This is a genomic window from Ornithinimicrobium carbonis, from assembly GCF_050703245.1.
GTDB lineage: Bacteria > Actinomycetota > Actinomycetes > Actinomycetales > Dermatophilaceae > Ornithinicoccus.
The window spans coordinates 2,797,619-2,819,243 of the sequence record NZ_CP192647.1; the positions used below are offsets into that span (position 1 = coordinate 2,797,619).

General features: G+C 74.6%; 20 protein-coding genes and 3 pseudogenes. 12 read left to right on the plus strand and 11 right to left on the minus strand.

What is annotated here, in order from left to right; translation table 11 throughout:
- The first annotated feature begins 16 nt into the window (after positions 1-16).
- On the plus strand, positions 17-1,714 hold the full coding sequence (locus ACQ95T_RS14050; RefSeq protein ID WP_425941542.1) for a phospho-sugar mutase: 1,698 nt from the start codon (positions 17-19) through the stop codon (positions 1,712-1,714).
- 27 nt (positions 1,715-1,741) lie between these two features.
- Here ACQ95T_RS14050 and ACQ95T_RS14055 read toward each other — a convergent pair whose 3' ends face one another.
- Entirely contained in the window at positions 1,742-2,479 is a 738-nt protein-coding gene (locus tag ACQ95T_RS14055) for a hypothetical protein (protein ID WP_425941544.1), read from the minus strand.
- A 42-nt stretch (positions 2,480-2,521) separates the two neighbouring features.
- Between ACQ95T_RS14055 and ACQ95T_RS14060 the strand changes: the two genes are divergently transcribed.
- The 7 genes from ACQ95T_RS14060 to ACQ95T_RS14090 all read left to right on the plus strand — a co-directional run bounded on the left by ACQ95T_RS14060 (position 2,522) and on the right by ACQ95T_RS14090 (position 9,609).
- Positions 2,522-3,178, plus strand: a complete 657-nt coding sequence (locus ACQ95T_RS14060; protein ID WP_425941546.1) for a uridine kinase family protein — start codon at positions 2,522-2,524, stop codon at positions 3,176-3,178.
- A gap of 185 nt (positions 3,179-3,363) precedes the next feature.
- Complete coding sequence (locus ACQ95T_RS14065) at positions 3,364-4,353, plus strand: hypothetical protein (RefSeq protein WP_425941548.1); 990 nt, start codon at positions 3,364-3,366, stop codon at positions 4,351-4,353.
- Positions 4,350-5,012 (plus strand): DUF4129 domain-containing protein, encoded by a 663-nt coding sequence (locus tag ACQ95T_RS14070; RefSeq protein WP_425941550.1) that lies wholly within the window; start codon positions 4,350-4,352, stop codon positions 5,010-5,012. Before ACQ95T_RS14065 ends, ACQ95T_RS14070 begins: the two co-directional genes overlap by 4 nt.
- Positions 5,013-5,131: 119 nt before the next feature.
- Positions 5,132-6,259 carry a DUF4350 domain-containing protein gene (locus ACQ95T_RS14075; protein WP_426947901.1) on the plus strand — a complete coding sequence of 376 codons (1,128 nt, stop codon included), beginning with the start codon at positions 5,132-5,134 and terminating at the stop codon, positions 6,257-6,259.
- Positions 6,256-7,269 carry an AAA family ATPase gene (locus ACQ95T_RS14080; RefSeq protein WP_425941553.1) on the plus strand — a complete coding sequence of 338 codons (1,014 nt, stop codon included), beginning with the start codon at positions 6,256-6,258 and terminating at the stop codon, positions 7,267-7,269. The genes ACQ95T_RS14075 and ACQ95T_RS14080 overlap by 4 nt, the downstream gene beginning before the upstream one ends.
- Before the next feature lie 8 nt (positions 7,270-7,277).
- Positions 7,278-8,591: a DUF58 domain-containing protein gene (locus ACQ95T_RS14085; RefSeq protein ID WP_425941554.1), complete on the plus strand. Its 1,314-nt coding sequence runs from the start codon at positions 7,278-7,280 to the stop codon at positions 8,589-8,591.
- A gap of 85 nt (positions 8,592-8,676) precedes the next feature.
- Positions 8,677-9,609, plus strand: a complete 933-nt coding sequence (locus ACQ95T_RS14090) for a cation diffusion facilitator family transporter (RefSeq protein WP_425941555.1) — start codon at positions 8,677-8,679, stop codon at positions 9,607-9,609.
- Between the two features lie 16 nt (positions 9,610-9,625).
- Here ACQ95T_RS14090 and ACQ95T_RS14095 read toward each other — a convergent pair whose 3' ends face one another.
- The gene (locus ACQ95T_RS14095) at positions 9,626-10,621 is read right to left on the minus strand and encodes a stage II sporulation protein M (protein ID WP_425941556.1); all 996 of its coding nucleotides are present in this window, start codon (positions 10,619-10,621) and stop codon (positions 9,626-9,628) included.
- A 137-nt stretch (positions 10,622-10,758) separates the two neighbouring features.
- Entirely contained in the window at positions 10,759-11,970 is a 1,212-nt protein-coding gene (locus tag ACQ95T_RS14100; protein ID WP_425941838.1) for an IS110 family transposase, read from the minus strand.
- Positions 11,971-12,240: 270 nt separating this feature from the next.
- Here ACQ95T_RS14100 and ACQ95T_RS14105 point away from each other — a divergent pair, with 270 nt between their 5' ends.
- Complete coding sequence (locus tag ACQ95T_RS14105; protein ID WP_425941557.1) at positions 12,241-13,125, plus strand: RDD family protein; 885 nt, start codon at positions 12,241-12,243, stop codon at positions 13,123-13,125.
- Here the strand turns inward: ACQ95T_RS14105 and ACQ95T_RS14110 are convergent.
- Positions 13,047-13,418, minus strand: coding sequence for a cupin domain-containing protein (locus tag ACQ95T_RS14110; protein WP_425941559.1), 372 nt, complete (start codon positions 13,416-13,418; stop codon positions 13,047-13,049). The two genes, ACQ95T_RS14105 and ACQ95T_RS14110, sit on opposite strands and share 79 nt — an antisense overlap.
- Before the next feature lie 36 nt (positions 13,419-13,454).
- Here ACQ95T_RS14110 and deoC point away from each other — a divergent pair, with 36 nt between their 5' ends.
- A complete protein-coding gene (gene deoC, locus ACQ95T_RS14115) occupies positions 13,455-14,222 on the plus strand; it encodes a deoxyribose-phosphate aldolase (protein WP_425941560.1) in 768 nt (255 codons plus the stop codon).
- A gap of 31 nt (positions 14,223-14,253) precedes the next feature.
- On the opposite strand, the pseudogene ACQ95T_RS14120 reads toward deoC, so the two are convergent.
- Both ACQ95T_RS14120 and ACQ95T_RS14125 read right to left on the minus strand, forming a co-directional pair.
- Positions 14,254-15,536, minus strand: a pseudogene (locus ACQ95T_RS14120) (thymidine phosphorylase).
- Complete coding sequence (locus ACQ95T_RS14125; protein WP_431473025.1) at positions 15,529-15,774, minus strand: hypothetical protein; 246 nt, start codon at positions 15,772-15,774, stop codon at positions 15,529-15,531. The pseudogene ACQ95T_RS14120 and the gene ACQ95T_RS14125 overlap by 8 nt, the downstream one beginning before the upstream one ends.
- A gap of 460 nt (positions 15,775-16,234) precedes the next feature.
- Between ACQ95T_RS14125 and ACQ95T_RS14130 the strand changes: the two genes are divergently transcribed.
- Positions 16,235-16,903 carry a hypothetical protein gene (locus tag ACQ95T_RS14130; protein WP_425941566.1) on the plus strand — a complete coding sequence of 223 codons (669 nt, stop codon included), beginning with the start codon at positions 16,235-16,237 and terminating at the stop codon, positions 16,901-16,903.
- On the opposite strand, the gene ACQ95T_RS14135 is transcribed toward ACQ95T_RS14130, so the two are convergent.
- Together ACQ95T_RS14135 and ACQ95T_RS14140 are read right to left on the minus strand one after the other, a co-directional pair.
- Positions 16,893-17,306 (minus strand): cytidine deaminase, encoded by a 414-nt coding sequence (locus tag ACQ95T_RS14135; protein ID WP_425941568.1) that lies wholly within the window; start codon positions 17,304-17,306, stop codon positions 16,893-16,895. The genes ACQ95T_RS14130 and ACQ95T_RS14135 overlap by 11 nt on opposite strands.
- Before the next feature lie 14 nt (positions 17,307-17,320).
- Positions 17,321-18,358: an ABC transporter permease gene (locus ACQ95T_RS14140; RefSeq protein ID WP_431473026.1), complete on the minus strand. Its 1,038-nt coding sequence runs from the start codon at positions 18,356-18,358 to the stop codon at positions 17,321-17,323.
- A 39-nt stretch (positions 18,359-18,397) separates the two neighbouring features.
- On the opposite strand from ACQ95T_RS14140, the gene ACQ95T_RS14145 reads away from it, so the two are divergent.
- Positions 18,398-18,646: a hypothetical protein gene (locus ACQ95T_RS14145; RefSeq protein WP_431473027.1), complete on the plus strand. Its 249-nt coding sequence runs from the start codon at positions 18,398-18,400 to the stop codon at positions 18,644-18,646.
- Here the strand turns inward: ACQ95T_RS14145 and ACQ95T_RS14150 are convergent.
- The 3 genes and pseudogenes from ACQ95T_RS14150 to ACQ95T_RS14160 all read right to left on the minus strand — a co-directional run bounded on the left by ACQ95T_RS14150 (position 18,627) and on the right by ACQ95T_RS14160 (position 21,606).
- Positions 18,627-19,298, minus strand: coding sequence for an ABC transporter permease (locus ACQ95T_RS14150; RefSeq protein ID WP_431473836.1), 672 nt, complete (start codon positions 19,296-19,298; stop codon positions 18,627-18,629). The genes ACQ95T_RS14145 and ACQ95T_RS14150 overlap by 20 nt on opposite strands.
- Before the next feature lie 136 nt (positions 19,299-19,434).
- Positions 19,435-19,791: pseudogene (locus ACQ95T_RS14155) on the minus strand (ABC transporter permease); the annotation flags it as partial.
- A gap of 176 nt (positions 19,792-19,967) precedes the next feature.
- Positions 19,968-21,606, minus strand: a pseudogene (locus ACQ95T_RS14160) (ABC transporter ATP-binding protein).
- Between the last annotated feature and the right edge of the window lie 19 nt (positions 21,607-21,625).

Below are 21,625 nucleotides of genomic sequence, written 5' to 3' on the forward strand. Positions count from 1 at the left end.
ATCCCGGAGGACACCGATGACGCAGCACGACGACCTCGACCCCGCCCTGCTGGAGCGCGCGGACGCCTGGATGGCCGACGACCCGGACCCGGTGACCCGCGCCGAGCTGGCCGACCTGCTCGAGCGGGTCCGCGCCGGGGAGGGTGACGCCCGGGCCGACCTGCAGGACCGGTTCGCCGGGTTCCTGGAGTTCGGTACCGCCGGGCTGCGGGGGGCCCTCGGGGCCGGCCCGAACCGGATGAACCGCGCCGTCGTCCTGCGCACCGCCGCCGGCCTCACGGCATACCTCACCCAGATGCTGCGCCGACGCGGGGACGGCGACGGGCCGACCGTGGTCGTCGGCTTCGACGCCCGGCACAACTCCGACGTCTTCGCCCGGGACACCGCCGCGGTCGTGACCGCCGCGGGCGGGCGCGCCATGGTCCTCCCCCACCCCCTGCCGACACCGGTGCTGGCGTTCGCCGTCCGGCACCTGGGGGCCGAGGCCGGTGTCATGGTCACCGCCAGCCACAACCCGCCCGAGGACAACGGCTACAAGGTCTACCTGGGTGACGGGTCGCAGATCGTCCCGCCCGCCGACCGGGACATCGCCGAGCAGATCGCCGCCGTGCCCTCGGTCGCTCAGGTCCCGCGGGCCGACGACGGCTGGGTCACGCTGGACGACTCGGTGACGCAGGCCTACCTGGACGCCGCCGTCGCGGTCCTGGACCCCGACGGTCCGCGCTCGCTGTCCGTCGTGCACACCGCGCTGCACGGCGTGGGCTCGCAGGTCGTCCGCGAGGCCTTCGTCCGGGCCGGCTTCCCCGCTCCGGAGCAGGTGGTCGAGCAGCAGGAACCGGACCCGGACTTCCCCAGCGTGGCTTTCCCCAACCCCGAGGAGCCGGGGGCCATCGACGCGGCGCTGGCGCTGGCCGAGCGCGAGCACCCTGACCTGGTGGTGGCCAACGACCCCGACGCCGACCGGTGCGCCCTGGCCGTGCGGGACGGCGGCTCCTGGCGGATGCTCCGGGGCGACGAGGTCGGCGCCCTCCTGGGGCAGCACGTCATCGACCGCGGCCGGGCCACCGGGGACCGCCGGGTGCTGGCGCGCTCGATCGTCTCCTCCCGCCTGCTCGGCGCGATGGCCGAGGCCGCGGGCCTGCCGGGCGAGGAGACCCTGACCGGGTTCAAGTGGATCGGCCGCGTCCCCGGGCTGGCCTACGGCTACGAGGAGGCGCTGGGGTACTGCGTCGACCCGGCCACGGTCCCGGACAAGGACGGGGTCACCGCCGCGCTTCTGGCCGCGGAGATGGCGGCCGGGCTCAAGGCGCAGGGCCGCACGCTGCTGGACGTGCTGGACGACCTGGCCCGGCACCACGGGGTGCACCAGACCGACGCCTTCTCGGTGCGGGTGTCCGACCTGGCGCTGATCCCCCCGGTGATGCAGCGGCTGCGTGAGGAACCGCCCGCGCGGCTGGGCGGCACGGACGTCAGCAGCGTCGAGGACCTGGCCGACGGGGTCGACGGGCTGCCCCCGACCGAGGGAATGCGGTTCCTGCTGGTCGACGACACCCGGGTCATCGTGCGGCCGAGCGGGACCGAGCCCAAGCTGAAGGTCTACCTCGAGGCGGTCGTGGCCGTGCAGGGGGACGACGGCCTGGCCGCGGCCCGCGAGGAGGCCGGGCGGCGGCTGGCGGACGCGCGGGCGGCGATGGAGGAGCTCACCCGGGTCTGACCGGGAGGCGACCGGGCGGCCCGGACCTCAGGCCAGGACCGCGAGCACCACCAGGGCCACGGCGAGCGTCAGCACGGCGACCGCTCCCCAGGCCGGCCGCTGGGCCACGCGCGGCGACGTCGCTGCCGAGGACCCCGGGGCCGCGGCCCTGCCCGGTCCGGCCAGGTCCTGCCGGTCGCGTGCGGCGACACCGAGCTCCCCGCCGTCCAGGCGCCAGCGCTGCAGGGCCCGCTGCACCTCGTCGGCGACCCCCTGGGCGGTCGTCCCGGCGTCCCCCCGCCCCCGCACGGTCGTCTCGGCGAAGTCGTCCACGGACCGTCGCCGCACCCGTTCGCGCTTGACCGGAACCGCCCAGGACCCGTGCCGCCTGCCCTGCAGGTCGTGCAGCTCCAGGGACCACTGGTGGGTGACCTCCTCGACCGCCGCGAACGGCACGACGGTGTCGGTGAGGACGTTGCCCAGCACGACCCCGTCCTCGTGGAGCCGCACCGAGGGCCGCAGGAACAGCACCCAGCCCAGGGCCGCCACCCCCACCACGAGCGCGGTCGGCGGGAGCAGACCGGTGCGGTGCCCCGACACGACGTCCACGAGGGTCAGCACCGCCAGCACACCGGCCCCGGCGACGAGCGCCCACCCCATCAACCGGGCCGGCAGCGTCCGGTAGACCCGCACCAGCGGCCCCTGCAGACGACCGGCGCCGGGGCCGGGGCCGGGTCCCCGCGCGGGGTCGACGGGCGGGTGGCCGGACGGCGGAGAGGTGCTCACGCCCGCAGAGTCTAGGCGCGGCACGTCCTAGACTGTCGGGCCATGGAGCCCGCTGCCACCCGACCCGCGCGGGTCCTCGTGCTCGCCGGGCCCAGCGGTGCCGGCAAGTCCCGCCTGGCCCGCCGGTTGACCGCCCGGTTCGGCTGGCCGATGGTGGCGCTGGACGACTTCTACCGCGAGGGCGGCGACCCGGACCTGCCGATGAGTCCGCTGGGCCTGGTGGACTGGGACGACGTGCGCTCCTGGCACGTGGACGCGGCGCTGGAGGCGCTGGAGGAGCTCTGCGTGCACGGCTGCACCGACGTGCCGGTCTACGACATCTCCAGCTCCAGCATCACCGGCCACCACGTGCTCGTGCGAGGGCGCCACCACGTCGTCGTGGCCGAGGGGATCTTCGCGGCGCACACCGTGGCCGGGCTGCGGGAGAAGGGCCTGCTGGCCCAGGCCTTCTGCGTGCGCAACCGCCCCTGGCTCACCTTCGGGCGTCGTCTCGTGCGCGACCTCGCTGAACGGCGCAAGCCGCCGTGGACGCTGTGGCGCCGGGGGCACGTCCTGCGTCGTGCCGAGCCGGGTATCGTGGCCGCCCAGGAGGCTCTCGGGGCCGTCCCGGTCACCGCCAAGGAGGCCGAGCGCCTCGTCCACGACCTGCTCGCACCCGAGGGGGCGGGCGTCCGCACCGCAGGAGGAGCCGGGGGATGACGCAGCCGCACGGGGGGCCCGGGGAGGCGCCGCACGGCATGCCGCCGCCCGGGGCACCACCGCCCGGTATGCCGCCGCCCGGGGCACCACCGCCCGGTATGCCGCCACCCGGCGCACCGCTGCACGGTCTCCCGCCCGGGGCGCCGCCGCCGCCCGGTATGCCGCCACCCGGGTCAGGAGCACCGTTGCCCCCTCCCGCCGCGGACGGGCCAGACCCGTGGCAGCGGCTCACGCCCGAGGAGCTGGCCCACCAGCACCAGCCCGGCGTGGTCCCGCTGCGCCCGCTGGGCCTGGGGGACGTCTTCGGCGGGTCGCTGCAGACGATGCGCCGCAACCCCCGTGCGACCGTGGGGATGGCCCTGCTGGTCCTGGCCGTCCTGCTCCTGCCCTCCCTGGTGCTCTCGCTGGGGGTCGCCAGGACGAGCGCGATCGCCCCCACCGACCGCGATGCCGTGCTCCTGCTGGTCACGCTGCTCTTCTCGGCCCTGGCCTCCACCACGCTCACCGGCCTGATCGTCCACACCGTCGGTGAGGCCGTCCTGGGCGACCGGGCCGGGCTGCAGGAGGCCTGGGAGGCGGTCCGCGGCCGCCTGCCCGCCCTGCTGGGGGCGCTGGTGGTGATGACCGTGCTCCTGCTCCTGCTCGGAGCCGCGGTGGTCCTCCTCGTCGTGCTGGCCACGTGGGCGGCCAGCGGCGCCGGCGACGTGATCGCCGTCCTCGTGGCCGTCCTGGGCGGCCTCGCGGCCGCGGTCGTGCTCCTCTGGTCGGGGAGCCGCCTCTCGCTGGCCCCGGCCCCCGTCGTGCTCGAGCGAGCCGGGCCGTGGCAGGGGGTGCGGCGGGCCTGGGCGCTGTCCTCGGGGCGGCAGTCCTGGCGGATCACGGGGATCACCGTCCTGGCAGGCCTGGTCACCGCCGCGTTCACGGCCGCCGTGCAGGTGCCGGTCTCGGTGGTCCTGCTCCTGCTGGGCGAGGGGTTCCTCACCGGCGGCGGGGGCCCGTCGACGCTGGCCATCGTGCTCGACCACGTCGTGCAGCTGGTCGTCAACGCCGTCGTCGTCCCGTTCACCGCCGGGGTGACGGCGCTCCTCTACCTCGACCAGCGGATCCGTCGTGAGGGTCTGGACCTGATGCTGCACCGCACCGCCCAGGAGCGGGCCGCGCGGCGGCGGCGTTGACCGCCCTGCGGGCGGGGACTCCCGGGCCCGACCGGGAGGAGGCCCGCCGGTGGCTGGAGGAGGAGCTCTCCGGCGGTGAGTACCAGGTCCGGGAGTCGGTCGTGGAGCGGGTCCTCAGCTGGCTGGCCGACCTGCTGCCCTCCCCCTCCCTCGCGGGGACGCTCCCGCCCGGGGCGGCCTGGCTGGTCCTGGCCGGCGTCGTCCTCGCCGTCCTCGCGGTCCTGACCCGCTCGGCCCGGCAGCGGCGCCGCGAGACGGCCCTGTCACGGCGCGCGGTCGACCCCTCGGTGCTGCCCGAGCGACCCCTCGGAGCGGCCGCCTACCGGGAGCTCTCGGAGCGGGCCCTGGTCGGTGACGACCCCGGTACCGCCCTGCTCGAGGCCTACCGGGCGGTGGCGGCCACCGCCGACGAGCGGGGCTGGCTGCCCGATCGGCCCGGCCGGACCGCCCACGAGCTGGCGGCCGAGCTGGCCGCCCGGGTGCCCGCACTGGCCGGCGACCTCACGGCGGCCGCGGACCGGTTCGACGCGGTCCGCTACGGGAACGGCCGCGCCACCCCGGAGCAGGCGCGGGCGGTCCTGGAGCTGGGGTCCCGCCTCGAGCAGGCCCCCGTCCGTGCCACGACCGCCCGGGTCCCCGGGCCGGCGGTCCCCCGGTGACCGCCGCCGTGGCGCGTCGACCGGCTGCGCGGTCGGACCGACCGTCCGGGGGGCCCACGGGCGCACCGTCCCCGGGGGTCCGCCGACGCGTCCCGTGGGTGCGCCGATGGGTCCCGTGGGTGCTCCTCCTGCTGGGGATGGCGGTCGTCGCCACCCTGCTCACCCGCCAGGACACCGGGGAGCCGCTCTCCCCCGACAACCCCGGCCACGAGGGGACCAGGGCCCTCGCCCGGGTCCTGGAGCAGCAGGGGACCCGGGTCGAGGTCGTGGACGGCACGCGGCGCCTGCTGGAGCGTCCGGTGGGGCCGGGCACGACCGTGCTCCTGGGGCACACGGCATACCTCGGGCCCGAGGCGGGCGCCGAGCTGCTCGCGCACGTCGCCGATGCCGACCGCCTCGTCGTGCTCGTCCCCGACGGTTCCGCCGACCCGGGGGCGGTCCTGGACCTGCCCGTCTCGACGGCACCGGGCGGCGACCGGGTCCTGGAGGCGGGGTGCACGGCCCCGTGGGTGCGCGACGGCGACCTGCTGGCCCGCGCGGACGTCATGCTCGAGGTCGACGGGGCGGAGCGTGCCGCGGCCACCGCCTGCTACCCGCCCACCCCCAGCCACAACGCCGGAGGCGCGCGGGTCGGCGCGCTGCTGGAGCTGCCCGCCACCTCCGGACACCCACCCCTCACCCTCGTCGGCTTCCCCTCGGCGCTGACCAACGAGCACGTCCTGGAGGAGGCGCACGCCGCGCTGGGCCTGCGGCTGCTGGGCGGCCCCGAGGAGCTGGTGTGGGTGGTGCCCTCCCCCGGCGACGCACCCCCCGACGCCTCGGCCCAGGGACTGTGGGACGTGCTGCCCCGCAACCTCACCGCCTCGGTGGTCCTGCTCGCGGCGGCGGTGCTCGTCACCGGGCTGTGGCAGGGTCGGCGGCTGGCCCCGGTCGTCGTCGAGCCCCTCCCCGCGGTCGTCCACGCGGCCGAGACCACCCGGGCCCGGGGCCGGCTCTACCGGCAGGCGCACGACCGGGAGCACGCCCTGGGCGCGCTGCAGGAGGGCACGCGCCACCGCCTGGCCCAGCGCCTGGGCCTGCCGCCCGCCACGGGCACCGACGACCTGGTCGAGCGGGTCGCCGCCACGACCGGCCAGCCGCCCGGGGCCGTCCGACGACTGCTCACCGACCCCACCGCCGACGACGACGCCACCCTGGTGGACGTCGCGCGCCGGCTGCGATCCCTCGAGGAAGGACCTCATCGATGACTCCCCCGCCGACACCGTCCGGCACGTCCGACGCCGCACCTCCCGACGTCCCCCCGGACCCCGAGGACGCGCGCTTCGCCCTGCAGGCCGTCCGGACGGAGGTCGCGCGGGCCGTCGTGGGTCAGGACCAGGCCGTCTCCGGGCTGCTCGTCGCGCTCCTGACGGGCGGGCACGTGCTGCTGGAGGGGGTGCCCGGGACGGCCAAGACCCTGCTGGTCAGGGCGCTCGCCCGGGCGTTGTCCGTGCGCACCGCGCGGGTGCAGTTCACCCCCGACCTCATGCCCGGCGACGTCACCGGCTCGATGGTCTACGACAGCGGTCGGGGCGACTTCACCTTCCGCCCCGGTCCGGTCTTCACCAACCTGCTGCTGGCCGACGAGATCAACCGCACGCCGCCGAAGACCCAGTCGGCCCTGCTGGAGGCCATGGAGGAGCGGCAGGTCACCGTCGACGGCACCGGTCGCGCGCTGCCCACGCCCTTCCTGGTGGCGGCCACCCAGAACCCGGTGGAGTACGAGGGAACCTACCCCCTGCCGGAGGCCCAGCTGGACCGCTTCCTGCTCAAGCTGACGGTCCCCCTGCCGCCCCGGGAGGACGAGGTCGAGGTCCTCACCCGCCACGCCGCGGGCTTCGACCCGCGTGACCTCGCGGCCGCAGGGGTCACCCCGGTCGCGGGGGCGGCGCACCTGGCGGCCGCGTCGACGGCCGTCCGGTCCGTGCAGGTCTCCCCCGAGATCGTGGGGTATGTCGTGGACCTGGCCCGGGCGACCCGGACCGCCCCCTCCCTGCAGCTGGGGGTCAGTCCCCGGGGGGCGACGGCCCTGCTGGCCTCGGCGCGCGCCTGGGCCTGGTTGTCAGGGCGGGGGTTCGTCACGCCGGACGACGTCAAGGCGCTGGCTCCCGCCACCCTGGCGCACCGGGTGGCGCTGCGCCCGGAGGCCGAGCTCGAGGGCGTGGACGCCGACGCGGTGCTGCGCACCGTGCTCTCCTCGGTCCCCGTCCCCCGCTGAGGCCGGCCGTGGTCGTGCGTGGGCCGGTCGTGGCCCTGGTGCTCCTGGGCCTCGTCCCCGCCGCCCTGTGGCCCGGGCGGGCCGGGGTGGTCGCCGCGGGCTGGCTGCTCCTCGTCGCCGTGCTCGTAGCGCTGGACCTGCTGCTGACCCCCTCCCCGGGGGCGCTGACGGTGGTGCGCGGTGAGGTGCCGCCGGTGCGTCTGGGCGGATCGAGCGCCACGGAGCTCACCCTCACCCACGAGGGGTCCCGCCGCGTGCGGGGGCTGGTGCAGGACGCCTGGGTGCCGTCGGCCGGGGCGGACGGCGCCCGGCACGTCCTCGACCTCGCTCCGGGCCGGGTGCAGCGGGTCCGGACCGTGCTCACGCCGACCCGGCGCGGTGACCGGCCCGCCACGACGGTCACCGTCCGCGTGCACGGCCCCCTCGGCCTGGCCGGGCGGCAGCGCCGGACGGCCGTCGCCGGGGTGGTCCGTTCCCTGCCCCCCTTCCGGTCCCGCCGCCACCTGCCGAGCCGGCTGGCCCGGCTCCGCCAGATCGACGGGCGCTCGGCGGTGCGCACGCGCGGGCAGGGCACGGAGTTCGACTCCCTGCGCGACTACGTCGACGGCGACGACGTGCGGTCCATCGACTGGCGGGCCACGGCACGGCGCCAGCACACCGTCGTGCGTACCTGGCAGCCGGAGCGGGACCGCCGCGTGCTGCTGGTCCTGGACACCTCCCGCACCAGCGCGGCCCGGGTCGGCGACGAGCCTCGGCTGGACGCGGCGATGGACGCTGCCCTGCTGCTGGCGGCCCTGGCGACCCGGGCCGGTGACCGCGTCGACCTGCTGGCGGGCGACCGAGTCATGCGGGCGCGGGTGGGCTCAGGTGCGGGGAGCGCCGCCGGGTCGGCCGACCTGCTGCACCGCCTGGTGACCGCGATGGCGCCGCTTGAACCGGTCCTGGTGGAGGCCGACTGGACCCGGCTTGCGGGAGCGGTGAACGCGACCACCCGGCGGCGGGCCCTGGTCGTGCTGCTCACACCGCTGGAGCCGGCCGCGGTCGAGGAGGGGCTGCTGCCCGTGCTGCCCAGCCTGACCGCCCACCACCACGTGGTCCTGGCCTCCGTCGCCGACCCCTCGGTGGCCGAGATGGCCCACGACCTGGGCTCGGTCGGGTCGGTCTACGACGCGGCCGCCGCCGAGCGGACCGGGTCGCTGCGCCGCCGGACCGCCTCGGCCCTCCACCAGCTCGGGGTCGACGTCGTGGACCGCCCGCCGCACGACCTGGCGCCCGCCCTCGCCGACCACTACCTGCGGCTGAAGGCGACCGGCCGCCTCTGAGTGCACGGTGGGTGTGGACCGCCGACCCGCCTGCCCGCCGGTAGCATCGTCGGGTGTCCACCGCCCCCTGCCCGCCGCGTCGTCGATGAGCAGCACCCCCGACCCGACCCCCAGCACGCGCCACCCCGCCCCCCAGGACCTGACCCGGTTCGCCTGGCTCTCGATCGCGGCCGCGCTGGTGACGATCGGCCTCAAGTCGGGGGCGTGGCTGCTGACCGGCTCCGTGGGCCTGCTCTCGGACGCCGCGGAGTCGCTGGTCAACCTGGTCGCGGCGATCGTGGCCCTGGTGGCCCTGCGGGTGGCCCTGCGCCCGCCGGACAAGAAGCACAACTACGGCCACAGCAAGGCCGAGTACTTCGCCGCCGCGGTCGAGGGTCTGATGATCTTCGTCGCCGCGGCCGTCATCCTCATGGTCTCCGTGCAGCGCTTCCTGGACCCGCAGCCGCTGGAGCGGGTCGGGGTCGGCCTGCTCATCTCGGTGCTCGCGTCGGTGGTCAACGGCGGGGTCGCCTGGGTCCTCCTGCGGGCGGGTCGTCGGCACCGCTCGATCACCCTCACGGCCGACGGCGAGCACCTGCTCACCGACGTGTGGACCTCGGTCGGCGTCGTCGTCGGCGTGGCCCTGGTCTGGCTGACGGGGTGGGAGCGGCTGGACCCGGTGGTGGCCTTCGCCGTGGGAGTCAACATCCTCGTCACCGGGTGGAGCCTGGTCGCCACCTCCGCCGCCGGGCTCATGGACGCCAGCCTGCCGAAGGAGGACAACGAACGGATCGGCCGCATCCTGGACGGGTGGGCCAGCGACGAGGTCCAGTTCCACGCCGTGCGCACCCGGGAGTCCGGGCACCGTCGCTTCATGGAGATGCACCTGCTCGTCCCCGGGGAGTGGAGCGTCAAGCGGGGCCACGACCTGGCCGAGGACATCACCGACTCCCTGCTCGAGGCCTATCCCGACCTGCGGGTGAACTGCCACCTGGAACCGATCGAGGATCCTCGCTCCTACGAGGACATGGGCGTCTGAGGACCGCCGGCCGGGGTCAGCCCGCCGAGGGCGCGGACGCCGCCTGCTGGTCCTCCCCCACGTCCCCGGTCACGCCCCGCCGGACGGCCGCCCGGCCGAGGGTGAAGACGTACGCCAGGAAGCCCAGCAGGGCCAGCACCCCGATCCCCACCCGGGCCCACGTCGGCAGCGGCGAGGGTGTGACGAAGCCCTCGATGACGCCGGCCACGAGGAGGACGACGACCAGCCCGAGCGCCACCCCCGCGGCGGTGCGACCCTCCGCGGCCAGGTTGGCCAGCCGGGTCCTGGGTCCGGGGGCGACCCACGCCCAGAACAGCCGCAGGCCCACCCCGGCAGCCACGAAGACGGCCATGAGCTCCAGCAGACCGTGGGGCGTCAGCAGCCCCCAGAAGACACCGGCGCGGTCGTAGCGGTGCATGAGCGAGCCGATGACCGCGACGTTGGCGATGTTCTGCCACAGCACCCACACGACCGGGAACCCCAGCACCCCCATCCCGATGGCCCGCGCCGCGACCCAGGCGTTGTTGACCCAGACGAGCGTGGAGAAGCTGCTCGCGGGGTGCTCGGAGTAGTAGGACTCGAACTGGACGTCGACGAGGAGCTGGACCTCCTGCGGCGTGAGCAGGGTGTTCTCCACGACCGGGTGGTGGTAGAGCCACCAGCCCAGCACCAGCCCGACGACGACGTTGACCACGGCGGTGGTGCCCCACCACCACCGCAGCCGGTAGAGCGCGGCCGGGAAGTCCTCGGCGAAGAACCGGCCCACCCCCGACCACGACGCGGTCGGGACCCGCCCCGCCCGGGCCCGCGCACGGGCCACGAGCGCGGAGAGGTAGGAGACCACCCCGGCGTCGGGGGCGCCGGAGCGCACGAGGGAGAGGTCGGTCGCGGCCCGCTGGTAGCCGTCCACCAGCTCGTCGGCCTCCGCCCCGCTGAGCCGACGTCGCCGCGACAGGGTCTCCAGCCGGTGCCAGTCCGCGCGGCGGCGCGTCACGAGCGCATCCAGGTCCACGGGGCCACTGTAGGTCCGCCGCCGCTGGTAGGGGTGCAGGCCGGTAGGGCCGTCCGCAGGGCCGGTCGCCCCCGTCGCCCTGCCTCATCCCGGGCGGGTGGCTGTCCTCCCACTAGATATCCCAGGGGTCTAACGTGTCAAGCTGCCGTGGCGTGGCGGTGGGCCCAGGCGGTGTGTTCGTCGTAGGGGGTGCGGTGCTTGAGGCAGCCGTGCAGGATTCCGATCCAGCGGTTGCCCAGGGCGCGGAGGGCTTCGTGGTGCTCGTAGTCCGCGGCGCGGCGTTCGTCGTAGTAGGCGCGGGCGCCGGGGCTGGTGCTCAGGGAGCAGAAGGCCCACTGGTCGATCGCGTCGTACAGCCGCTTGTTGCGCACGTACCTGGCCAGCACGATCTTCCTCTTGCCCGAGGCCTTGGTGATGGGTGAGGTGCCGGCGTAGTTCCTGCGAGACTTGGCATCAGCGAAGCGTTCGGGGTCGTCCCCGAGCTCGCCGAGCACCCGGGCGCCGAGGACGTCACCCAGGCCTGGCAGCGAGAGGTAGATGTCGGCGTCCGGGTGCTGCTCAAAAGACTGGCCCAGCTGGGCCTCCAGGTCGCTGATCTGGGTGTTGAACGCGACCAGCACCCCCACCAGGGCCTTGGTGCTGGCTGCGTGAGCCTGCACGAGCGGGGCCGGTGCGGCCAGCTGCTCGCTGCGCAGCGCCTCCTGGATCCGCTCGGCGGTGGCCTCCAGGTACCGGCGGCGTCCACCGGCACGCAGCGCGGTCTTGATCTGGGACAGGCTCAGCCTGGCCCCGGTGATGGGGTCGGGGGCCCGACCCAGCACGGCCAGGGCGTCCCGGTCGTCCAGGTCCTCGAACGCGACCAGCGCGGCGGGGTAGTACTCCCGCAGCGCGTTGCGCAGCCGGTTGGCCTCCCGGGTCCGGGACCAGATCAGGTTCTGGTGCGCCCGGGCGATGACCTTGATGCCCTCCACCTGTGCGCTGTCACCGGCGACCAGGCGATGGTTGTGCGCGTCGGTGCGGACCAGGTCGGCCAGCATCCTGGCGTCGCCCGCGTCGGACTTGGCACCACTGAGGTGATGCCGGTCCCGGTACCGCGCGGCCGCCTTGGGGTTGATCGCGTGGACCTGGTACCCGGCCGCGACCAGCGCGTTGACCCACAGGCCCCGGTCGGTCTCGATCCCGATCCGCACCTGCGCGGGATCCTCGGCGTGGGTGCCGAGCAGGGCGTGGAAGGCGCTGAGTCCTTCGATGCCCTCGCCGACCCTCTTGGCCGCGAGCTTCCTGCCCGCCTCGTCCATCACGTACACGTCGTGGTGATCCTCTGCCCAGTCGTTGCCGACGAAGATCACTGCCACCGCCTCCTTCCGTTGTCGGTCCTGTCATCTCCCGTGAGCCGAGACCGCCCCGGTAGCGACCTAATGGATCAGTGCTCACCACGGGTGGTGGGGCACGACATCCCAGCAGCACTCAACGGGCGACCTACCCGCCGGCCGGGACACGATCTAGGGCTAGAGGTCCACAGGGCCTCAGGCTGAGAGCGGTGTTCACCGGCCGACGGCTCGGCCACCAGCCTCCCATCCACTCCGAACGGGTGACTGCACCCCCATTAGGCTGGGCCCGTGGCGCGGCAGGGCATCTTCGACGTCGACCGGTTCGTGACCGGCGAGGCGGTCGAGGTCGACCTGCCCGCGGCCTCCCTGCCGCTGCGCATGGTCTCCGGGCTCATCGACCTGCTGGTCGTCGCGGCGCTGCTGACGGCGGTCCTGCTCCTCACCCCCGTCGAGCTCTTCGCCGCCGACGGCGCGCTCGGCCAGACCTTCCTCATCCTGCTCATGGTCCTGGGGATGGCCGGTGTGCCGGTCACGCTGGAGACCCTCCTCCACGGACGGACGGTGGGCAAGCTCGTCCTGGGTCTGCGCACCGTGCGGGACGACACCGGTCCGATCGGTCTGCGCCACGCCACGATCCGCGCCCTGGCCGGCACCGTGGAGCTGTGGCTCACCCTCGGCGGGCTGGCGCTCCTCGTGGCCGCCACCAACGAGCGGGCCCGGCGCCTGGGCGACCTGCTGGCCGGGACGTACGTCGTGCGCGACCGGGTCAGGCTGCCCGCGGTCGAGCTCCCCTCCGCCGGCCCCACCGTCACCGCCTGGGCGAGGGACGCGGACATCGGCCCCCTGCCCGACGCCCTCGTCGTCGCGGTCCGCCAGCTGCTCTCCCGGGCCGACCAGCTCGACCCGGACGCCCGCTCGCGCGCCGCTGCCGAGCTGTGGACGGCCGTGGCCCCTCGCGTGGCACCTGCCGCGCCCGCTGACGAGCACCCCGAGGAGCTGCTCGCCGGGGTCCTGGCCGAGCGCCGCCGTCGCGACGAGGCCCGCCTGGGCAGGGACGACGCCCTGCGCCGGCGCCTGCTCCCCCCGGACGCGGCTCAGCCGCCGACGGGGTCGGGACCGGGGTCCCGCCGCGCCCCCTCGACGGTGAAGGCCGGGGCGCACACCGCCAGGTAGTCCGCCCCGGCGGCGCCGACGGCGTAGCGGACCCACTCCCCGGCGCGGGTGAGGATGCACCCCCCGGCGGTGACGCTCGTCGAGCCGCCCTCGTGCTCCACGAGGATCTCCCCCGCGAGCACGTAGGTGATCTCGTCGAACTCGGGACGCTGGCCCGGCTCGGACCACCCCGGAGGTGCCGTCATCCGCGCGAAGGACACCGTCCGGTGCCCCGTGCTGGCGGCGCCGGCCAGCTCCTGGATCAGCTTCTCCCCGGTCCCGGGCACCCGGACCGGCCGCAACGTCGTCGGCATACCGCGATCCTAGGTGGTCCACCTACAGTGGGACGCATGCCGAACACCTATGCCCCCGGGAGCACCCTGACCGTCCAGGACGTCGCCGACCTCGTGGACCACGCGCTGCTCAAGCCCGAGCTGACCCCGCAGGAGGTCGAAGGCTCCTGCCGCGAGCTCGCCGGGCACGAGATCTGGTCGGTCTGCGTGCGGCCCAGCGACGTGGTCCTGGCGGCGCGGGCCGTCGAGGGGCACCGCACCCGGGTGTGCACGGTCATCGGCTTCCCGCACGGGACCACCTCGACCACGGCGAAGGTGGCCGAGTCCCGTCAGGCCCTCGAGGACGGTGCGACCGAGCTGGACATGGTCGTCAACATCGGCCGGCTCCGCGGCGGCGAGCTGCAGGACGTCCAGGACGACATCACCGCCGTCGTGGAGGTGGGTCACGCGGCCGGTGCGCTCGTGAAGGTCATCCTGGAGACCGCCCTGCTGGACGACGACCAGGTGGTCGCCGGGTGCCGGGCGGCCGAGGCTGCGGGGGCCGACTTCGTCAAGACCTCGACGGGGTTCGCAGGGGGCGGGGCCACCCTGCCGCACGTGCGCCTCATGCGCGCCAGCACCGGACCGAAGGTCCAGGTGAAGGCCTCCGGCGGCGTCCGCGACATCGACACCCTCCTGGCGATGTGCGCCGAGGGCGTCACCCGGATCGGCACCTCCTCCACCGAAGCCCTGCTCACCGGTGCGCGCGAGCGCGCAGACGCGGGCACGCTCGTCGTCCCGGAGGCCGGGGCGGCCGGCGGCACCGCCGACGGCCAGGGGTACTGAGGGGGCACCGAGGACGCCCCTGCCGACCGCGTCAGTCGACGCGGTCGAGGACGACGTCCGGCCGGTCGGGCGCCCGGTCCCCGACCGCCCAGGCACCGTCGAGGGCGGCGACGGCGCGCTCGAAGCGCTCCGGGGTGTCGGTGTGCAGGGTCATCAGCGGTTCCCCCGCCCGGACGCGGTCACCGGGCTTGGCGTGCAGCTCCACGCCGGCGGCCGCCTGCACCGGGTCCTCCTTGCGGGCGCGGCCGGCGCCCAGCCGCCAGGCGGACACCCCGACGGCGAGCGCGTCGAGCTCGGTGAGCACGCCGTCGCGGTCGGCGACGACCTGGTGGGTCTCCTTGGCCGTCGGCAGCTCGGCGTCCGGGTCTCCGCCCTGGGCGGAGATCATCCGGCGCCACACGTCCATGGCCCGGCCGTCCTGCAGCGCGTCGGCCGGGTCGACGTCCTCCACCCCCGCCCCGGCGAGCATCTCGCGCGCCAGGGCCAGCGTGAGCTCCACGACGTCCTGGGGCCCCCCGCCGGCCAGCACCTCGACGCTCTCGCGCACCTCCAGGCCGTTGCCGGCCGTCAGGCCCAGCGGGGTCGACATGTCGGTGAGCAGGGCGACCGTGTGCACGCCGGCGTCCTGCCCCAGCGCGACCATGTCTCGGCCAGCTCGCGGGCGTCGGCCTCGGTCTTCATGAACGCCCCCGAGCCGACCTTGACGTCGAGCACGAGCACCCCGGTGCCCTCGGCGATCTTCTTGCTCATGATCGAGGAAGCGATGAGCGGGATCGCCTCGACCGTGCCGGTGACGTCCCGCAGCGAGTACAGACGCTTGTCCGCCGGCGCCAGCCCGGAGCCGGCCGCGCAGATGACCGCGCCCACGTCCTCGAGCTGGTCGAGGATCTCCTCGTTGGACAGCGAGGCGCGCCACCCGGGGACGGCCTCCAGCTTGTCCAGCGTCCCGCCGGTGTGGCCCAGTCCCCGCCCGGAGAGCTGGGGCACGGCGACCCCGCAGGCGGCCACGAGCGGAGCCAGCGGCAGGGTGATCTTGTCGCCGACCCCGCCGGTCGAGTGCTTGTCCGCCGTCGGCCGCGAGAGGGAGGAGAAGTCCATGCGCTCCCCCGAGGCGATCATCGCCGCCGTCCAGTCGCCGATCTCGCGGCGGTTCATCCCGTTGAGCAGGATGGCCATGGCCAGCGCGGACATCTGCTCGTCGGCCACGACCTCGCGGGTGTAGGCGTCCACCACCCACGCGATCTCCTCGGGGGACAGCTCCCCCCGGTCCCGCTTGGTCCGGATGATGTCGACGGCGTCGAAGGACTCACTCATGGTGCCCAGTCTGGCCCATCGCGCGGCACCGGGCCACGACCCGGTCCAGCGCGGCGCGGTCGACGCCGCCGGAGCCGCGGGTGAGCGCACCCAGGGCCGTGCGCACGTCGTCGTGCAGCGCGCGCTCCTGCGCCCCCTCGGCCCGGCCGGCGGTGAGCTGGCGGTCCATGCCCTCCAGCAGCTGCCTGGCGCGCCCCGCGTCGCCGGCCGCGAGGGCCTGCTCCAGGTCGCGCCCCACCTGGGACAGCTGCAGCCGCAGGAGCGAGCGGGCGGGGTCGCCCGCGCTGCCCGGACCGGTCGGCGCGCCGGGCGGCGGCGGTGCGGGTGTTCCCGGCCGACCCCGGGTAGCGGGGCACGTCGATCGTCGGCATGGTCGGGGGCCCACCGGGACGGTCGAGCGGGCCGGCGTGGCCGGCACCGGTCGAGGGCGGACCCCAGGGGCTGCGCTCCCCCGGCGCGGCGGTTCCGCCGACGGGCCGGCCCGCCGGCGGGACGCGGTTGCGGGGTCCGGCTCCCGCCGACAGCTGCTTGCCGAACACCTTCCACCCGATCACCCCCAGGATGATCAGCGGGAGCAGCCCGCCGTCCAGGGCGTCCAGGAGGCTCAGCGTCCCGAGCACGAGCAGCACCCAGCCCCACCAGGGCACCTGGGAGGCCTTCACGGCCGTGCCCCGCCCCGGTGTGGCATCCTGACCCGCGTGCTCATCGCTGACGTCATGGCCCTCGTCGTCCCTCCTGTGACCGACCTGCTGCGGCGCACCCGCGCCCGTGGTGGGACGCACGGCGAGCAGCCGATGTTCCCCACCATCATCGCCGTCCGCAACGGTCGCGTGGTCGCCGGGGTCTCCACGCCCCGGACGGCGGCGACCCTCTCGGCCGCACGGACGCTGGCCGTCGGGGTGGACGCGGCCGCGCTGGTGCTCGCCGCGCAGGCCGAGGTGGACGGGCACAGCGCCCTGGTCTACACGGTCATGACCCGCGACCTGCTGGCCAAGCAGGTCCTCCAGCGCGTGGAGCTAGGCCCGGAGGGCCGGGTCGCTGTGGGGACGCCGCAGGAGGGCGGGGAGCCCCAGGACGACACGCTGATGCGCACGCTGGCCGAGGCGATGGGACACCGTCCCGTGGACGTCACCCGGGTCGCCCGCAGGGACGGCGGCGGCACCTTCGGCGAGGACCTCTACCTGCCGCCGGAGCAGGGTCGCGTGGTCGTCGACGCCGGCACGGTGCGCACCCTGCACGAGCGGGTGCGCGGAATCGCCGGTGAGGTCTTCTACGTCCCCCGCAGCCCCGAGGCCGCCCGGCTGGCGCTGGAGGCCGGTATGCCGCGGCAAGCCCTGGTCGACCGCCCCACCCGGGTCAGCGGGTGAGGTGGTCCGGGCCGAACGCCTGGGGCAGCACCTGGTCCATCGGCAGCACGCCCTCGGGCGTGGCCAGCAGGCAGGTCGCGCCGCCGTGCTCCCAGAGCAGCTGACGGCACCGGCCGCAGGGCATCAGCGTGCCGCCGTGCCCGTCGACGCACACCACGGCCACCAGCCGGCCCCCACCTCCGGCGACGAGGTCGGAGACCATCCCGCACTCGGCGCACAGGGTCAGGCCGTAGCTGGCGTTCTCCACGTTGCAGCCCGAGACCACCCGGCCGTCGTCCACCAGGCCCGCGACGCCGACCGGGTAGCGGGAGTAGGGGACGTAGGCCCGCCCCATGACCTCGACGGCCCTGGCCCGCAGGCCCTCCCAGTCCACGGCGTCCGCGGACACCTCCTGCTCGCTCACGTCGTACCTCCCGCTCAGCTCTTGGTGTAGGGCGTGCCGTTGGCGGCCGGCGGACGGACCCGTCCGACGAACCCGGCGACGGCCAGGATCGTGATGACGTAGGGCAGCATGAGCAGCAGCTCCGAGGGCACGCCCGACCCGATGGTCGACAGCACGTTGCCGAGGTTCTTGGAGAAACCGAACAGCAGCGCCGCCAGCACCGCCAGCTTGGGGTTCCACTTGCCCAGGATCATCGCGGCCAGCGCGATGTAGCCCTGGCCGGCCGACATCTCCCGGCCGAAGGCCAGGCCGGAGCCGACGGTGAAGAAGGCGCCGCCCAGACCGGCCACGGCACCGCCGAGGATGACGTTGAGCACCCGCCGGGTGTTCACCTTGATGCCCACGGTGTCCGCCGCCCTGGGGTGCTCCCCCACGGCCCGGGTCCGCAGGCCCCAGCGGCTGCGGAAGAGCATGAACTGCAACACCGCGACGACGACGTACATGAGGTAGACCAGGATGGTCTGGTCGAAGAGCACCGGCCCGACCACCGGGATCTCCGAGAGCACCGGGACCGGCAGCCGCGGCAGCGGCATCCGGGTGTTCCACAACGCCTTGTTGTCCGACATCAGCGTGGAGAAGAGGAATCCCGTCAGGCCGATGATCAGGGTGTTGAGCACCACGCCGACGATGATCTGGTTGACCCGGTAGGCCACCGCGAACCAGGCCAGCAGGCCACCGACCATCGCGCCGGCGACCGGGGCGGCGAGCAGGCCGACGTAGCCGATGCCGACCGAGGAGGCGACCAGGGCCGCCGCGAAGGCGCCGAAGAGCAGCTGCCCCTCGATGGCGATGTTGATCACCCCGGAGCGCTCGCAGATGACGCCCGACATGGAGCCGAAGACCAGCGGGACGGACAGCGCCAGCGCACCGGCGAGCAGCGCGACGACGGGGATGACCGAGGATCGGCCCGCCCCCACGTAGGTGAGGAAGGCGGTGATGAAGGCGACGCCCACCAGGACGTGCCACCAGGCGGGCAGGGGTCGTCCGGCCCGGTGCTGCAGGAAGGCCCACACGGCGGCCCCGGCGAGAGCAGGACCGTCAGCAGGACGAGGGTGACCAGCGAGGGCACGGGGACGTCCGGGACCCGGATGAACTCCCGTCCCGAGCCGAACTGGAAGACGGTGCGCACGTCGCTGGGGGTGCCCGGGACGAACAGCAGCAGCGAGGCCAGGGCGGCGAGCGCGTACACGACCGTCGGCTTCAGGCTCGTCCTTCGCCGCGTGCCCGGGCCGGGCCCGGCCGCGGTGGCGCCCGAGGGGGTGGGGCGCTCGGTGGTGGTGCTCACGCGGCGGCCTCCTTGACTGCGCGGCGGGACCGTGGTCGCGCCGCCGACGGTGCGGGCAGACGGAAGATGGTGCGCACCAGCGGCGGTGCCGCGATGAACAGCACGATGAGGGACTGGACGACCAGCACGATGTCGATCGGCGTCTGGGTCAGGGACTGCATGAGGAAGCCGCCGGCCTTGAGCGCCCCGAACAGCAGCCCGGCGAAGAAGGTGCCCCACGGCCGGGACCTCCCCAGCAGGGCGACCGTGATCGCGTCGAACCCGTAGGAGGCGGCCACCCCGGCCGTCAGGGACCGTTCCGTGCCCAGCACCTGCGCGGTGGCGGCCAGCCCGGCCAGGGCCCCGGCGACGACCATCGTGATGATCGTGGTGCGCCCCACCGACATGCCCGCGGTGCGGGCCGCCTTGGCGTTGGCGCCCACGGCGCGGATCTCGAAGCCGACGGTCGAGCGCTCCAGGAGCCACCACACGAACCAGGCCGCCAGGACGGCCACGACGAAGCCCCAGTGCAGCCGGAAGGTGTTGCCGGGCACCAGCCACTCGGGGATGAGCAGGGGGTAGGTGGCGTCCGCGGACACGGCCGGGCTGCGCTGCCCGGTGCGGCCCGGGTTGAAGGTCGGCTGCCGCAGGACGAAGCTGATGAGGTAGACCGCGATGTAGTTCAGCATGATCGTCACGATCACCTCGTTGGCCCCGAACCGGGCCTTGAGGACGCCGGGGATGCCGCCGTAGACGGCCCGCCCCGCCGATCGCGCCGCCCAGGATCGCCGCCAGCAGGTGGACGACGGGCGGCAGGTCGAAGGCGAAGCCGAGCCAGGCCGCGACGATGGCACCGACGATGATCTGGCCCTGGGCCCCGATGTTGAACAGGCCGGCCCGGAAGCCCACGGCGATGCCGAGGCCGGCGAGGATCAGGGGGACGGCGAAGACCATCGACTCGGTGAGCGGCTTGATCATGCCGGCGAAGGTGTCGGACTGCCAGTTGAAGACCGAACCGCGGAACATCGCCACGTAGGCGTCGGTCATCGCGGTCCAGCCGGCCGAGAGCATGTCGCCCGGGCGGGAGAAGAAGTAGCCGGAGGCCGCCCGGGTCTCCTCGTCGGCGAAGGCGATGAGCAGCCCGCCGATGAGCAGCGCCAGAACGACCGCCAACACCGACATCAGCGCGTTGCCGGAGAGGATCTGGTGCAGCACCCCGGGGTGGTCCTCGTCCCGGTGCGTGGGCCCCTCCGGGGAGGCGGCCGCGGGCTGCGCGTCACCGGTCTCGGCGGGGGGTGCGGCGGCGGCGGACCGCTCGTCGGCGGCGTCCGTGCCGTCGTGGGGGCTCGGGTGGTCGGTCACGACCGCTCCTCCGCGCTCGCAGGGTCGGGGGTATGGGGTGCGGGGGCGGGGGCGGTGCTGCCGCCGCCCGCCCGGGCCAGGTCGGCCGAACCGAGGACCGAGTGGTGCTCGGCCGCCTGCCGGCGGGCCTCGTCCATGGGCACCCCGGCCATCATCAGCCCCAGCATGTCGCGGTCGGCGTCCGCCCCGTCGACCACGCCGACGATCCGGCCGCGGTACATCACCGCGATCCGGTCGGCCAGCCCGAGCACCTCGTCCAGCTCGGTGGAGACGATGATGCAGGGGGTGCCCTGGTCCCGCTCGCGGACGACCCGGCCGTGCACGAACTCGATGGATCCCACGTCCAGGCCGCGGGTGGGCTGGGAGGCGACGAGCAGCCGGAGCGGACGGGACATCTCCGGGCGAGAGCACCACCTTCTGGGCGTTGCCGCCAGAGAGGGTGGAGACCGGGTCCTGCACGTCGGTGTAGCGCACGTCGAACTCCTCGGCGCGCCGGACCGCGTTGTCGGCCACCTTGGCGGGACTCATGGTGACCCCGCGCGCGAACTCGGGCGTGTCGTAGATGTCCAGGACCAGGTTCTCGGCGATGGTGAAGCTGGGGATGACACCGTCGGTGGACCTGTCCTCCGGCACGAAACCGATCCCCGCGCGGAGGCGGTCCCGCACCCCGGTCCCGCCGAGCTCGGTGCCGTCGAGGAGCATCCGGCCGGACTCGATCTCCTCCAGGCCCAGGATCGCCTCGGCGAGCTCGGTCTGCCCGTTGCCCTGGACACCGGCGATGCACAGGATCTCCCCGGCGCGCACCTCGAAGGAGATGTCGTCCACCAGGACGGTGCCGGCGGGGCTGACCACGGTGAGGTCCTCCACGACGAAGGCGGCGTCGCCCGGGGTGGCCGGCTGCTTGTCGACGGTGAGGCTCACGGAGCGTCCGACCATCATCGAGGCCAGCTCGGTCTCCGTGGAGCTGGGGCTGGCCTCGCCGACCACCTTGCCCCGGCGGATGACGGTGATCTTGTCGGCGACGGCGCGCACCTCGCGCAGCTTGTGGGTGATGAAGACGATCGAGGTGCCGGCCTCCTTCAGCTCACCCATGATGCCGATGAGCTCGTCGGTCTCCTGGGGCGTGAGCACGGCCGTGGGCTCGTCCAGGATGAGCACCTGGGCGTCCCGGGAGAGCGCCTTGATGATCTCCACGCGTTGCTGCACCCCCACGGGAAGGTCCTCGACCAGCGCGTCCGGGTCCACGTGGAAGCCGAACCGCTCGGAGATCTCGGTGACCCGCTGCCGGGCCCGGTCCAGGTCCAGCACCCCGCCGGGGCCGGCGGGCTCGTAGCCCAGGGCCACCGACTCGGCGACCGTGAACACGGGCACCAGCATGAAGTGCTGGTGGACCATGCCGATCCCGGCGGCGACCGCGTCCCCGGGGCCCTTGAAGCGGACCTGCTGGTCGTCGAGCAGGATCTGCCCGCCGTCCGGGTCGTAGAGGCCGTAGAGGACGTTCATCAGGGTGCTCTTGCCGGCCCCGTTCTCCCCGAGCAGGGCGTGGATCTCACCCGGTTCGACGACGAGGTCGATGTGGTCGTTGGCGACCAGGGGGCCGAACACCTTGGTGATGCCCCGCAGTTCCAGCTTCATCGCGTGGGTGCCTTCGTGT

What these genes read in the sequence shown, in the direction of transcription:
- ACQ95T_RS14150 (WP_431473836.1), bottom strand. Translation starts at nt 19,298, where the DNA reads ATGCTGAACTACATCGCGGTCTACCTCATCAGCTTCGTCCTGCGGCAG.
- ACQ95T_RS14090 (WP_425941555.1), top strand. Translation starts at nt 8,677, where the DNA reads ATGAGCAGCACCCCCGACCCGACCCCCAGCACGCGCCACCCCGCCCCC.
- ACQ95T_RS14110 (WP_425941559.1), bottom strand. Translation starts at nt 13,418, where the DNA reads ATGCCGACGACGTTGCGGCCGGTCCGGGTGCCCGGGACCGGGGAGAAG.
- deoC (WP_425941560.1), top strand. Translation starts at nt 13,455, where the DNA reads ATGCCGAACACCTATGCCCCCGGGAGCACCCTGACCGTCCAGGACGTC.
- ACQ95T_RS14080 (WP_425941553.1), top strand. Translation starts at nt 6,256, where the DNA reads ATGACTCCCCCGCCGACACCGTCCGGCACGTCCGACGCCGCACCTCCC.
- ACQ95T_RS14050 (WP_425941542.1), top strand. Translation starts at nt 17, where the DNA reads ATGACGCAGCACGACGACCTCGACCCCGCCCTGCTGGAGCGCGCGGAC.
- ACQ95T_RS14060 (WP_425941546.1), top strand. Translation starts at nt 2,522, where the DNA reads ATGGAGCCCGCTGCCACCCGACCCGCGCGGGTCCTCGTGCTCGCCGGG.